This is a genomic window from Flavobacterium sasangense DSM 21067, from assembly GCF_000686885.1.
Taxonomy (GTDB): domain Bacteria; phylum Bacteroidota; class Bacteroidia; order Flavobacteriales; family Flavobacteriaceae; genus Flavobacterium; species Flavobacterium sasangense.
Map to the genome: position 1 here is coordinate 1 of NZ_JMLU01000043.1, position 13,568 is coordinate 13,568.

Annotated in this window: 13 protein-coding genes and 1 pseudogene; 4 read left to right on the plus strand and 10 right to left on the minus strand. The window is 27.4% G+C overall.

All coding sequences use genetic code 11. The features are described 5' to 3' along the window. The 10 genes and pseudogenes from BP92_RS0113125 to BP92_RS0113170 form a co-directional block, all read right to left on the minus strand. Positions 1-184: pseudogene (locus BP92_RS0113125) on the minus strand (IS982 family transposase); the annotation flags it as partial. A gap of 75 nt (positions 185-259) precedes the next feature. Continuing rightward, positions 260-1,144, minus strand: coding sequence for an ATP-binding protein (locus tag BP92_RS16385; RefSeq protein WP_051604485.1), 885 nt, complete (start codon positions 1,142-1,144; stop codon positions 260-262). After that, a complete protein-coding gene (locus BP92_RS16825) occupies positions 1,141-1,644 on the minus strand; it encodes a three component ABC system middle component (protein WP_026726460.1) in 504 nt (167 codons plus the stop codon). Before BP92_RS16825 ends, BP92_RS16385 begins: the two co-directional genes overlap by 4 nt. Then, positions 1,637-2,812 carry an ABC-three component system protein gene (locus tag BP92_RS0113140; RefSeq protein WP_026726461.1) on the minus strand — a complete coding sequence of 392 codons (1,176 nt, stop codon included), beginning with the start codon at positions 2,810-2,812 and terminating at the stop codon, positions 1,637-1,639. Before BP92_RS0113140 ends, BP92_RS16825 begins: the two co-directional genes overlap by 8 nt. Before the next feature lie 2 nt (positions 2,813-2,814). Further along, positions 2,815-6,117: an Eco57I restriction-modification methylase domain-containing protein gene (locus BP92_RS0113145; RefSeq protein WP_026726462.1), complete on the minus strand. Its 3,303-nt coding sequence runs from the start codon at positions 6,115-6,117 to the stop codon at positions 2,815-2,817. A gap of 101 nt (positions 6,118-6,218) precedes the next feature. Continuing rightward, positions 6,219-7,106 (minus strand): hypothetical protein, encoded by an 888-nt coding sequence (locus BP92_RS0113150; RefSeq protein WP_026726463.1) that lies wholly within the window; start codon positions 7,104-7,106, stop codon positions 6,219-6,221. Between the two features lie 21 nt (positions 7,107-7,127). Further along, the gene (locus BP92_RS0113155) at positions 7,128-7,400 is read right to left on the minus strand and encodes a helix-turn-helix domain-containing protein (RefSeq protein ID WP_026726464.1); all 273 of its coding nucleotides are present in this window, start codon (positions 7,398-7,400) and stop codon (positions 7,128-7,130) included. A gap of 2 nt (positions 7,401-7,402) precedes the next feature. Further along, positions 7,403-7,699, minus strand: a complete 297-nt coding sequence (locus BP92_RS0113160) for a helix-turn-helix domain-containing protein (RefSeq protein ID WP_026726465.1) — start codon at positions 7,697-7,699, stop codon at positions 7,403-7,405. Positions 7,700-7,793: 94 nt separating this feature from the next. Further along, positions 7,794-9,683: a hypothetical protein gene (locus tag BP92_RS0113165; protein ID WP_026726466.1), complete on the minus strand. Its 1,890-nt coding sequence runs from the start codon at positions 9,681-9,683 to the stop codon at positions 7,794-7,796. A 37-nt stretch (positions 9,684-9,720) separates the two neighbouring features. After that, the gene (locus tag BP92_RS0113170; RefSeq protein WP_026726467.1) at positions 9,721-11,022 is read right to left on the minus strand and encodes a site-specific integrase; all 1,302 of its coding nucleotides are present in this window, start codon (positions 11,020-11,022) and stop codon (positions 9,721-9,723) included. A 456-nt stretch (positions 11,023-11,478) separates the two neighbouring features. Here BP92_RS0113170 and BP92_RS17480 point away from each other — a divergent pair, with 456 nt between their 5' ends. The 4 genes from BP92_RS17480 to BP92_RS0113185 form a co-directional block, all read left to right on the plus strand. Then, on the plus strand, positions 11,479-12,135 hold the full coding sequence (locus tag BP92_RS17480; protein WP_316929532.1) for a phage integrase SAM-like domain and Arm DNA-binding domain-containing protein: 657 nt from the start codon (positions 11,479-11,481) through the stop codon (positions 12,133-12,135). Between the two features lie 11 nt (positions 12,136-12,146). Further along, positions 12,147-12,725, plus strand: a complete 579-nt coding sequence (locus BP92_RS17485; RefSeq protein ID WP_316929533.1) for a site-specific integrase — start codon at positions 12,147-12,149, stop codon at positions 12,723-12,725. Positions 12,726-12,785: 60 nt separating this feature from the next. Then, complete coding sequence (locus tag BP92_RS0113180; RefSeq protein WP_026726468.1) at positions 12,786-13,163, plus strand: hypothetical protein; 378 nt, start codon at positions 12,786-12,788, stop codon at positions 13,161-13,163. Positions 13,164-13,345: 182 nt separating this feature from the next. After that, a partial coding sequence (locus tag BP92_RS0113185) for a heavy-metal-associated domain-containing protein (protein ID WP_026726469.1) occupies positions 13,346-13,568 on the plus strand: 223 nt, incomplete at its 3' end.

The following is a 13,568-nucleotide window of genomic DNA, read 5'->3' on the forward strand; positions in this document are numbered from 1 at the left end:
GTAGCTGTTTGAAAAGTGAATTTTCGCTGTCTATTGACATAAATTCTGCTGTCAAACTCAAGGCAACTACTTCTATGTCAGACATTTTTGGCTTTCTGCCAATTCCTGATTTAAAATCCAACTCAAAATTCAAAGAACTTATAACTTCTAATACTCTAAAATAATTTTTAACTATATTTGTCATAAATGTTGGTTGTTTTGCGACTTCAAGATACTGATTTTCAGTATCTTGACCAACATTTTTTCAATTTATTTTACTTCAAATAATTTCACCCAACGGGTTACTTATAATATTTTCTTTACTAGAAATAAAATTGTCTAAATATTCTAAACTTTCATTTGGACTTAATAGAATAGAATCTATATTTTTTTTAAAGAGTCTCTTATTTGTAATTAGTTCAAATTCTTCTAATAAAAATTTTAATTTTTCTTTGTTCTCATTAATGTATTTTTGGGTACTTTCTTTTGTAAATTCTAATTGCCTCAATTCTCTATTTAATTCAGCTAATCTTTGTTTTAATGGAAAGTACTCAGAATCAACAAAACTTAAAAATATTTTAAATTGCTCAATAACCTGTTCTTTTTTTTCTTTTTCATCAAATCTATAAAAAAGAGCATGTTTATTAGCAATTAAATTCTGATGTTGAAGCATAAAGGAGGTGAAATTCCTATATGATGGAGCGGCTTTTTTTGCATTATTATTTCTAAATTTTCTATCCTCTAAATCTTCATCAGTATCATCAATATCAATTTTAAAATATTTATTTAATTCTTTCCTAAAATCTTTTAAAGTATATTTATCTAATGAATGAAAATAATCAATATTAAAATTACTTATGTTTTCAATAAATGAATTATCAGATGTTGAAGCTAAAAAACAATCTTTTTTGTTTTTGCTTCTACCTAATATTAAATAAATTTCTTTTAATTTTAATACAACAAAATAAAAAACAGTATTATTAGTTATTACTCCATCTGGAATTATAAATTCTGAACTTCCGAAACAATAATCGAAAACTTCTAATATCGCACTTTTGCCCGTAGATGAGCGTCCTGTAATAACATTTACACCTTCTTTAAAATTAACGTGATGAATTTTATCATCATTAGTTATTACTCCAATATACTTTATAAATGCTTTCATATTTTTTTTATACCTAATCTCATATAAATATGAGTGATTTTCTCATTTTTAAATAGTAATGCCAAATTTTGTGAAGCCTTAAAGTTTTCAATTAATGTTTTATCAGGTTTAAAATCATTTTTAATAAATGTTATTGATAAATCTTTATTCAATCTTAAAGAGCCAGTATCAAAAGCATATTGCAAACATAGATTTGTTAACTCTTTAAAATCTTCAACTCTACCAGGCAAACCATACAATTTATCACTTTTTCTAATTTCACTTTTATTACTTTCTATATCTTCTTTTTGAACAAAATTTATAAATGTTCGCAATTCTTTCTTTTTATTTTTTAAAACTATCTTGCTGTATTCATATAAAACTAATGGCAATATTAAATAAGCTAGGAACATATCTTTTCCTTGTTTTCCTTCATACTTTTCGTAAAACGTTATTATTATTGGTGTTAATATGAAAGGATTATTATAAAGAATATTTAAATTTTGAATCGCTCTACTCATTTGATTTATTTTTTAATTTCCATATTATTTCATCTTTTTCGTCTGCTAAAATATGATACATACCTTTTTTAAATGTTGGAGGCGTATTATTAAAAATGTCAATATTAATCATATCTCTTTCCATAATAGTATCAAAGAAATCTTGAGATTTACTGTCAATTTCTAGATCATTACAATTTCTTGACATTCTATCATAAACACTAGAATAATCATCTATTAATTCGTTTTGAAATTGCAGAAGTGAATCAACTCTTTGAGTTCTTGTTTTAAACTCATTATTTATAGTATTAAATGTAAACCAATAATGTTTTAAACTTCTTGGAATAACTGAATCATATTTAATTTCTTTAATTTTTTTAACAAAATCATATTCAACTAATTCCTGTTTTTTACTTTCTGGAATTATTGTTAATTCTTTAACATAAGGAAACAATCCTGAATTAATGTTATATTTACTATTTATATCTATTAGTTCTAGTGAAAAATTATCATAACTAATCTCCCAACCTTTATTATATTCCTCACTTTGTATGATATAGCCTAATAACGAATTTAAAACACTTTCCCTATTATCTTCAGGAACAAATTTTAAGTTAACATTTTTTAATTTGACTACTAACTCATTTCTTTTAAGAACAGAACTATCAATAAATACTTTATCGATAATATTAAGTAACTTTTTATTGTCAGAAAGCACTAATCTCATTAGTTTCAATGATTCTGGCAAACTTGCTTTTTTGTCTTTTTCTAAAGCAATTTTGTATCTACTCTCAGCGTCAGTTAATATATTATTTAATATTCCTTCTCTTTCGTTTGTATTTGCAGTATTCCATTTTTGAAGATATGATTTGATTCCAATTTCTTGAGTAGTGGCTAAAATTAAAAATTTGTATTTTTTGGAATCAAAATTTGATGACAACCAATTGTTTAATGTATTCCAAAAATTTAAATGTGAATCGGTTAGATTATCATTTTCAGAATATTCTTTTAATTCTGTTTGCTTTCCTTTTTCTTTATCAATATTATTTATTAAACTAACATCACCATCCTTTTCAATATAGATACTTTCATTTTTATCCATATCAAAACATTTCTCAAGTGCTAAATAGAATTGAGATATTATTGCTCCTGTTGGAGCTGGTGATGAAAATTTAACTTTTTTTCCCATAATTAACTATTTTCTACAATTAGAATCTCCTCATCTGTTAGACCATATAACTCATATACCATAGCATCAATTTCTTTATCTGTAGTTCTTATTTGCTGTTTTAGATTTTGTGCTTCTTCTTTTTTAGTTTCAAATACTTCCATCCAATCCATTTCATCAAGTTTGGTAAGTTCTTTAATTGGTTGTAGATTATTTTTAACTCTATCTTTATTGGTTTCTTTAATGGCTTTGTTTACTTCTTTTATAAAATCTCCAAAAGATAATTCGTACCAATTTTCTAACTTTTTAGTAAACTTTTCAATAGCAAATTGAGATTGCAGGTATTTTGTAAATTTTGAATTTAAACTATTGAAAGAACTAACTTTTAAAGCAATATCATTTGAATAATATTTAATATTAATAATTTGTGATTCAATCCCTCTTGGCAATATAAATTTCTCAACTGACACTTTTTTTAAAACATATGCTCCACCAGCTGTTTTCTCCCCTACATTTTCAAAATAAAACTTAAATAATTTACTATTCATTAAAACATTAAAAACTTCAATTGGTATAAATTCTGAAGTTAAAAAATAAGAGGCACTAGTTAAAAAATTCTTTTCATTATCAATTGAAAAACTCCAATTACCAGAAATTAAACCCCAAACTACTTTTGGTTTTTCAAATTCCTTTAAAAATGCACAACTTCTTAAATTAGTCCAATGCTTGCCTTTGTCTGTTCTACTCTCAATTTTTCCACCTCTTTCATTATTCAAATTATAAAATCTTTCAAATAAATATTTAAAGTTTTCTTCTAAATTTATTCTTGGGACTTCATCTCCTAAACCATTATGTATATTAAGCAACCATAAACCTGAATTTTCAATAAAATATCTATTTATATTTTTTCCTTTTAGTAGAGGTTTTATTATTGTATCAGTTGAAGGGTCATTCCTAAGAATTTTTTTGTACTCATCTTCATCAATAATGTATGCATCATCAAATCCAGTAGTAATCCCTCTATTTATTTTTACGCCTTTTAAACTATTAAAGTAATCTCCAGATTTTTTTATCTTATTAATTAAATTTCCAACTCTAGTGTCTTCAAAAATCCAACTTTTATTTATTAAATATTCCTTATTGATTTTTCTAATTCTTTTAATAATTTCATTGTCAAATGTATTAGAGTCAATCGTCTCTTCTGAAAATTCGATATAATCTACCTCTTTATCTGATATAGTCTTTTTAATGATATTAATAGTACTAGAAACTAAAGCTCCTTTAAATATACAAACTTGTTCAAAATTAACTATTTGATCTATTTGGTATTTTGACAAATAATCTCTTAATGGTTTTCCGTATTCAGTATTGAAAAACTTATTTGTATTTATAAAACCAAAATATCCATCCGCTTTTAAAATTCCAATCCCTCTTTCATAAAAATAAACACTTAAATCAGAAGTTCCAGTATAAACTTCATAGTGCCTTTTAAAATATGTAGAAAACGCAATTAAATTCCTATGCTGTACATATGGAGGATTTCCAATTATCACATCAAAACCGCCTTTATCAAAAACTTTTGGAAATTGTTCTTTCCAATTGAAAGCTTTATCTCCAGCAAAGGTTTTACTTTCAATTAAGCTGTTACCACATTTAATATTGCTGTTTAAGTTGTTTAACTTTCTTCGAGGTTGTGCTGTTCTCAACCATAAAGATAATTTAGCGATTTCTACACTTTCTTCGTTTAAGTCAACTCCATAAATATTCTTTTCTAATATGGTATTTTCAATATCACTAAAAACTATTCCACCACCTAAAATTTTGGCTTTAAGTTCATCGATATAATTGTGTTCTTTTATTAAAAAATCTAAAGCTTGATTTAAGAAAGCTCCACTACCACATGCTGGGTCGCAAATAGTTAGTTGTAGTAACCAATCTCTATAATTGTCTAGTATTTCAACTAATTTAATAATTGTTGTTTGTAGGCGGTTTTTTCTTCCTTTAAAGTATTCTTCTTCTTTAAACCCTAATTCGTTTTTCTTTTCAGTACATAATTTACCAATTGTATTTTCTACAATGTATTTTGTAATGTATTTTGGAGTATAAAAAACGCCATCTTTTTTACGTTTGCTTGTTTGTTTGTCAAAATCACCTCCTTCAATTTCTGAATTTACGCTTTCAATTTCATTAAGTGAATTTTCAAAAATATGACCTAAAATATTAACATCAACTTGACTTTCAAAATCATAAGCTGCTAATATTTTAGTATGATTATATAATAAATCATTATCAATTTCTAATTGGTCTAAAACAATATCTTCTTTAAATAAACCACCATTGTATGCGTATATTTCCGCTCTATTAGTTGTTCCCTGTCTACCAATATCAAGAAATTTAAAGTATTGCTTAAACATATCGTAAAGCGGTCTTTCATCACCAAAATCAATATCTGCTTTCCATTTGTTTAAGATTTGTAAAGTACTGTTTGGAGGTAGTAATCCTCTATCTTCAGCAAAGAATACAAATAAAAATCTATCAATTAATTTTTGTGATTTTTTGAATAGATTTAGCTTAACATTCTTTTCGAGTTTAATTATTTCAGCTTTAGTTTCTTCATCTAAATCAGCTTCATTTGTTTCATTAGTTAACTTTCCTAATGTATTTTTAATTCTTTTGGTATTACGTTTTACTAAATCACGATACAACTCACGCTTAAAAACAGAATAATCTTGATAGAATTTTTTGGTAATTTTTTCTTCTTCAAGTAATGAATCTTGTTTTATTTTTAAAGGAATGTTATTTACGATATTGTCTTTATGTAAGCATAGATATAGTAAATCGAATTGTTCTCTGGTTAATTCAAATAGATTGAACTCTTCAAATTCTGTAGCATCGTTAATGTAAAATCTTAATTTTTCATAATTTGAACTTACTACATAAACACATTCTTTTTGATTGGCTTTATAATCAAAAGCTTGTTTACGGATACTTTCTAAATCCTTTGTATTTGTTCCTTTCAATTCAATAACACCTACAGCCTTGTCATCAATAAGAATAGCACCGTCAGCTTTTCGAGAGTTAGTTTGATTTTTGTATTCAGCTACTAAATTAAAGTTAGGATTTGGTTTTAATGTAAAGTCTAAAATATTGACAAATAAGTCAGTTAGAAAAATTCCTTGATATTCTTCTTCTTTAGAATTTCTGATATTTTCTTGAATAGTTAGGTTCAAAAAATGATTGGCATACTTTTTATATGCTTTATCTACTTTTGGCTTTTCTAATTGTTTGATATACTTGTTAAGTACCGACTTTTGAAATAATGACATGTAAGGAAATTTCTATTATAAAGATGGAATATAATTGGGTTAAATTTAATAAACTTTTTGAGTAATAGATAATAAATAACAAAAAGAATCAAATTCTATCTTTAAAATGAAATTCTAATCTGTGCAGTTTCCAAGTCTATATTAGTTGGAATATGCACACTTTTTAAAATATTAGATTTTTGTTCTATTCTTTTTTTGATGTTTGAATGAAGATTATCTATACCTAATTTTCTGTAATAAGTTTTCTTCTGATTGTTGAATTTGTTTCGGTTTCCGTTTTTTAGAATATCTTCCCAAAAGTTTGTGTTGTAAAATTTCTCATCAACTTGTTTGGATTTGTCAAATAGTAATACATTATCCCATTCGTTTACCAATGAATTTATTAATTTGTTGTAGCAATTATTTTCTGTTAAATCTTGAAGTGTAAAAAGCCCCAGACTATTAATGAATTTAGCTTGTTTGGTTTTAACTTCAAATCGAAATGTATTAAAACATTGTTTTGGAAATTGCACACTTTTATCGTAAGCTTTGATTTGTTTATAAGCTTCATTTCCTGCAATTTTGTAATTAAAATGTGTTGTTGGTCTTGTAAATTGTCGCTTTTCGTGATAGATTAAATTTTGTACCAAATCATCAACTTTAATAATAGGATTAATATTTACACCATATTCTAAATTAATTAGTTTACACTTGTATAAATCGAGTTTAAATAACTCTTTTATTTGCTCAATTGTTCCAATACAATCATAAATATTGAAATCGTTAGCATTGTGTAAACCACCATTAAAGAAATAGTGTAATGAGCCTTTTATTTCAAGTCTGTTTTGAAATTTTGTAAAATACAAGTTTTTGTAACTCTTTGTGAAGAGTTCTTTAATTTCATCATCAAATCGCTTTTCTGATTTACCTTCGTATATTAGAATTTCATTATTCCAAACTTGATTTATAAGAGCTTCATCCGATATTTTTATTTTGATGAAATCTATCATTTATCTAAAAATATATTTTAATTATTTTTTAAATGGTCGATAGTTATCGTCAAGCATCTTATTTATATCTTCTATTTTATAGACTATTTTATTGTTTATTTGGCTGTATGCAATTAGTCCTTTTTCTCTCCAATTGGATGCAGTGCCTGGACTAATTTTAAACAGTCTTTGAAACTCGTCATTGTCAATAAAAACTTTGTCAAAAAATTTCTCTTGTTTTTTAGTAATCAAATCTGTGATTGTCTTTAAACGAGCTTCTATGTTTTCTAAACTTTCTTGATATTGATTTCCCATAGTTAGACTTTTTTAGGATTGATACTAATTAAGGCTAATTCAATTTCGGAACGTTTGTAACGAATGAGGTTTCCTAGTCTATATGGATTTAGGATTTTCTTTTTGTTCCAATCAGAAAGAGTAACCAAAGATACTTTTAGTATCTCGGCAGTTTCTTGTCGAGTAAGGTACTCTTGCGGTGCGATTGGTTGGAAATTTTGAGCTAAAGATTTAAGCTCTGTTCTAACATCTGATAAGATGCTTTCTTTGAACTCGTCAGGTGAAACCCCGAATACTTGTGTCATTTTACTTTGTTCCATCTTGATATATATTTTATCGTTTTTGATGAAACAAAATTAAAGAGAGGTTTATCGTTTCTTATCGTTGGAGTAACTCCAAAAGATACTCCAGAGGTTACTCCAAGTTGCCTAAAAGACGCTCAATTTTATCAATATCTCTTTGATGATTGGGTTTTATTTCGCTTGGTTTTAATTCGAGCTTTTCAATTGCAGTTTTTATGTTTTTATCATTTTTACCAATTAATTGACTAATCAATTTGGCTTTTTTAGTGTTTGGTAGATTTTCAAGCATAGTTGAACTAAACAAACCTAATCTGTCTAAAAGTATGATAGCTTGATTAACTGATAGTTGATTTTCAGTTTCATCAGAGTTTTCAATCTTATTTGAGCCATTATTTGCATTGGTTCTTTTGCTTTCTAGGAAGTCAATCATTTTGTTAGCTTCAATCATTGCAGCATAACAATAGAAATCTATTTGAATATCGAGAATAAAATCTAAATCATCCGGCGTTTGTGAATATCCGTTGTAATATCTGCCTAACCAATGTTTAAGTTCTTCATTATTGAACTTTGGAAATTCATCTATATTTAGATCATATTTATTAACCCAATTGTCAATATCTATTTGGTCATTACCCACATAAGGTGTTTTCTTAATTTTATCTATGGCGAAGTTTAAATAATCATCCTTTTTATCATTACCCAAAACCAATAAATTTTCCATTACTTCTGATTCTAAATATGGAACGTAATGAACAATGCCATCATAGACTAAATCGAAACAGGTTTCTTTTATTACTCTTTCGTCACTTATTTCTTTGCAGAAAACGTTTAGATATTCGTCTTTAAAAAGTTTCATAGGTGTTTGAGATTTTGATGGAATATTACTTTGCTTTTTGTCTTTTTTAGAATTGAAAAATGCAATCAACTCATCAGCATAATGTTTGCAGATATATTGATAAAAGTCTAATTGCACCGAGTGAGCTTTATCCTTTTCAGGAGAAAACTTATCCATATCATTATAGTGCCTATCAATAACGGCTTCAATACTATTATTTTGAAAATCTCTATTAAATATATCTTCTATGCTTATTTTATATTCATCAAGCCACTTTTGAACATAGGAAATGTTGGCATTTTTAGGATAACTTTGTTTTTCAATTTCATTTATTAAGTAATCCAAATAATCGTCTCGATTGTCGGTTTTATTTTGAAGCTCTAAAAGTGTTTCAGATTTGATTTTTTTAATACAATCTTCTAAATCTAACATTACGCCTATAGCAGTACTCTTTTTTAGAATTGTATAATCATCAATCAATTCACAAAATTTATCAAAATAGGTATCTTTCATTACAGGTTGATTTTTAGAATTTATAGTTTCTATATTCTTATTATCATCAATTAATAATCGTACTTTATCAAGCTCTCTCAAATATTCTTTGCCAATTTGAAATAATGAAAACGGTATAAAACTTATTGTTTTGTATCTCTGGTATAAAAAGCCTAAAAAATACAAACTTTCAACTTTTTTCGACTTTGCATTATTTATAATTTCATATACGCCTTCATCTATCTCAAAATTATCATTCCTTAAATTTTCCTGATAAATAAACTCTAAATCTTGAATAGTTGGATTATCTTCCAAAGTAGAATAATATCGAGATTGTTCACTATCTATGTAAAAATCCTTTTTTAAAGTATTTAAATGAGATTTTAGCGTTTTGGTGGTTATTTCTAAATAAGAGTTAAGTTTAATTTTATCTTGAGAAAGCATCAAAGAATATAATTCACTTAAAGCCTGTTGATGCTGCTCTTTGATTGTTAGAAAAATTTCTTTTCGCTTTGAGAAAATTTCATTGCCATTAAGTTCGAAAAAAAACGAACCATTATACTTTACCAATAAATCATACTTTTTAAAATCTATTATTTCAGAATCAATATTTATTAAAAATTCTGAATAATAGTTTTTACCTATAATGTTGATAAAGGAGTTAATACTTTGCATAAAAGGATTTGAAGGCTTAAATATATTAAACTTTATCTTACTTTACTACTTTCATTTTTTTCTCTTCGATTTCTTGTTCTTCGTTTTGCTTGTTCCAGTAGTCTTTTAGTTTTTCGGCTTTTTCGGTACTAGTTATTTTAATGTATTTCAAAAATTGGGTTTCTGTTTGATGCCCTGTAACTCCCATAATAGTTAGATTGTCTAACTTTCCATATAAATTGGTAGCAAATGAACGACGGCAAATGTGCGATGATACTAATTCCCATTTTGCAAAAATACCTTCTTCTTTTCGCTTGGTATCTTTATTTATTTTAGAACCTTGAGTTAATTCTGTGAATTTTGCTACTCTGCACAATTCTTTAACGTGTTCATTAAATTTTTGGTCTGAAATAGCTCTTGGAAATCCATTTCTTTTTTCTAAAATTTCTTTGACTTGTTTATGAAGCGGAATTGTAACTGTTTGACCTGTTTTTTGAGTTTCAATTTCAATATAGCCATTTTTGATATTGGCATCTTTCAATCTTAAAAAATCTGAAATTCTTAATCCTGTTCTTAATCCAATGATAAATAAATCTCTTGTATTTTCTAATCTTTCTACTCCTTTAAAATCGTGATTGAAAATCGTGTTGATTTCTTCATCTCTCAAGTAGATACTATCAGCTGTAATTTTTGGAACAAAAAAGTTAGGATGCTCAATATGCGGATGCACCGGTAAACCTTTTAATTTTGCATCTCTCGCAATGGTTTTTACAGTTCCGATATAGTTTCCGATTGTACCTAAATTTATTTTCTGTTCTTGTGATAAAAAGTTTATAAATCTATCATAGAAAGTCAAATCTAAATCAGTGAATTTTAGCTTTGTTTTAAAGCGGTCTTCGTACTCTTTTAGCTTGTTGAGTGTTGTATTGTACTTTGTGATAGTTCCTTTTGCAATTGCCTTATTTTTGCCTTTTATTATACGTGTTGGAGCGTTCTTAATAAAGGTATCAATGAAAGGAATAAAAAATATTTGGTCAACTGCTGTTTCGTCAATTGGTCTATTAAAGAAACTTGCAATCTTTTTTCTTAACCAGTGCTTGTCTATAAATTCGCCTTTACTATTGTCTGAATTAAATTCATCAAATATGAACTTTTCAAGCTCTGCAAGTTTTTGATTAACTTCGTCTTTTGTAGTATCATCAGCAGTAAGTTTGACTTTTTGTTTAGCTGCACTCCATTTTTTAGGTTCTACCTTTAAATCTGTTGTTGCAGTTAAATCACATTTTCTGCCATTCTTGAAACGTAAAAGTATATTGGTTGCGTTTTTTTCTCCTTTAATTAGATAGTTAATAGTTGCCATTTTTACAGAATTATTAGGTTTTTCAACACTTTAAAGATACAAAATTATCCCCACATAATCCCCACATTGACTATATTTATATATAATTCACTTAATTTTACTTAACTATTATATATTAAAAAACCCTTATTTTATAAGGGTTAAGGCTTATTTTGACAAGATTTGATAAAGTGAAATAAAGTAGGTGTTTGTTCCTCTTTCTCCGCGAGAGAATTCTCAAAATGAACTAAAACCCTTTAAATCCTAGCATTTAAAGGGTTTTTTCTTTTTACCATTTAGCCAATTTATTCATTTTTTTGCAAATAATAGGTGCACTTTTGGTGCACCTAGGTAGTGCTCAAAAAAAGTGCACCGATTTTTTTCTTAACCCTTGTAAAATAAGGTGTTCAAAGATTAAACATCTTGACCTATATTGACAAATTAAGTACATTAATTATCAATTTAAAGGTTACCATTATGACAACAAAAATCTCCGTCCTTTTCTATTTAAGAAAATCTAAGGTCAATTCTCAAGGGCTAATGCCAATTTACCAACGCATAACTATCGAAAGAGAACGCTTCGATATTAGTACTGGACATTTCGTAGAAGAAATGAAATGGGGCACCGAAATGGGCAAAATGAAGGGCAATTCTGAAGAAGCCCGTACAATAAATAGCCGACTTGATTTGCTGAAAAACAAAGTTTATGAAATCGAAAAAAGATTATTCATGGGCGAAATTAAAATCAACCTTGAAAACTTCAAAAACGAATATTTGGGTAAGAAGGCTAGAGACAGATATCTAATGCCGATATTTGAAGAACACAACCGAAAAATTAAAGAACTGGTTGGACAAGAATATGCAGCCGGAACATTGGAGCGTTATGAAACTTCATTGAAGCACACGAAAAACTTCTTGCTATGGAAATACAACATTTCAGATATTAGTATCGAAAAGATTGACTATTCGTTTATAACCGAATATGAGTTCTATTTACGTAGTGTCCGAAAATGCGCTAATAACACAGCGGTAAAATACATTAAGAACTTCCACAAGATTATAAACATTTGCTTGGCCAATGGATGGCTAACTAAGGACCCATTTGCAAATTACAAATCGAAAGTCAAAGAATAATTCGCGAATACTTGACCGAGAAAGAAATTCAAGATTTGATGGAAAAAGAATTGGTATCGGATCGTTTAGAATTGGTTCGCGATATTTTTATATTTAGCTGCTTTACGGGATTAGCTTATATTGATGTCAAACAACTTTCGAAGGACAACATTGTTCTGGGTATCGATGGCGATAAATGGATAAACAAGAACCGACAAAAAACCGATACGAGTTCTAGAATTCCGATATTACCGACGGCCCAATTCATTATTGATAAATACGCCAATCATCCAGTTTGTGTAAATGAAGATAAATTACTTCCGATATTTTCTAATCAAAAAATGAATGCGTATCTAAAAGAAATTGCAACGGTTTGCGGAATCAATAAAGAACTAACATTCCATATTGCCCGACACACTTTTGCAACTACCGTGACATTGAGTAACGGAGTTCCAATTGAAACCGTAAGTAAAATGTTAGGACATACTAATCTAAAAACAACGCAGCATTACGCTAAGATTTTAGACAAGAAAATTAGTGAGGATATGAAAATACTTAAAGATAAATTTTCAATCAATGTAAATCGACGTAGTTGCCAAAACTCTATTTAACAATATTTTATACAAACAACAATTCATTTTTTATACATTTGTGATGTTTTAAAATTAAAAATGAAAAAATATCACATAATATTAATAGTTTTACTAGGCATGTTTTTAATGCCTAGTACGGCTATGGCTTGTGGTAACTCTAATTCAAAACATTCTTGTGAAAAAGAAGTTTCATCTAAAAAAACTGAAAAGAAATGTTGTTGTAGTAATGACAGTTCTGAAAGCAAAGATGAAAATGGATGCAAAGGTGATTGTGGTCATGCAAATTGTGGTTGTTCTATGACTTGTGCTTCTTCTTCAATCATTTTTATACCAGAAATTACTTTTAAAATTAACTTTATTCAATATTCTTCAATAGAGAAAGTTAAGTTTTCATACACGGCACCATCAATCTCAGATGGTTTTCATTCTATTTGGCTAATACCTAAAATAGGCTAAATTCTTTTTTTGACAGCCATTAGTGTGTCAAATTTATAGCATTTTGCTATCAGATTAATCATCAGTTTACTTTCCGTTTTTATTTTTAATTATTTTAAGCAGATAGACTTGTAAACTGTTATTCATTATTTTTTTATCAACTTATCAAAGGAATTCACTTTGATTACTAATACATTATTAAAATGAAAAATTCATTTAAAAATATAATGCTAGCAACTTTTATATTGCTTAGTATTGCTGTCAATGCACAAATTAAAAATGCAAAAACAGAAACAGTTAAGATTTATGGAAACTGTGGAATGTGCGAAACCAAAATCGAAAATGCAGGAAATATCAAAAAAGTAGCTAAAGTAGATTGGGATCAAGATTCGAAGATGGCCACTTTAACTTATGATACTACTAAAA

Bases quoted from the DNA above. Each gene is read 5' to 3' on its own strand.
- BP92_RS16385 (WP_051604485.1), bottom strand. From the start codon at position 1,144: ATGAAAGCATTTATAAAGTATATTGGAGTAATAACTAATGATGATAAA.
- BP92_RS16825 (WP_026726460.1), bottom strand. From the start codon at position 1,644: ATGAGTAGAGCGATTCAAAATTTAAATATTCTTTATAATAATCCTTTC.
- BP92_RS0113140 (WP_026726461.1), bottom strand. From the start codon at position 2,812: ATGGGAAAAAAAGTTAAATTTTCATCACCAGCTCCAACAGGAGCAATA.
- BP92_RS0113145 (WP_026726462.1), bottom strand. From the start codon at position 6,117: ATGTCATTATTTCAAAAGTCGGTACTTAACAAGTATATCAAACAATTA.
- BP92_RS0113150 (WP_026726463.1), bottom strand. From the start codon at position 7,106: ATGATAGATTTCATCAAAATAAAAATATCGGATGAAGCTCTTATAAAT.
- BP92_RS0113155 (WP_026726464.1), bottom strand. From the start codon at position 7,400: ATGGGAAATCAATATCAAGAAAGTTTAGAAAACATAGAAGCTCGTTTA.
- BP92_RS0113160 (WP_026726465.1), bottom strand. From the start codon at position 7,699: ATGGAACAAAGTAAAATGACACAAGTATTCGGGGTTTCACCTGACGAG.
- BP92_RS0113165 (WP_026726466.1), bottom strand. From the start codon at position 9,683: ATGCAAAGTATTAACTCCTTTATCAACATTATAGGTAAAAACTATTAT.
- BP92_RS0113170 (WP_026726467.1), bottom strand. From the start codon at position 11,022: ATGGCAACTATTAACTATCTAATTAAAGGAGAAAAAAACGCAACCAAT.
- BP92_RS17480 (WP_316929532.1), top strand. From the start codon at position 11,479: ATGACAACAAAAATCTCCGTCCTTTTCTATTTAAGAAAATCTAAGGTC.
- BP92_RS0113180 (WP_026726468.1), top strand. From the start codon at position 12,786: ATGAAAAAATATCACATAATATTAATAGTTTTACTAGGCATGTTTTTA.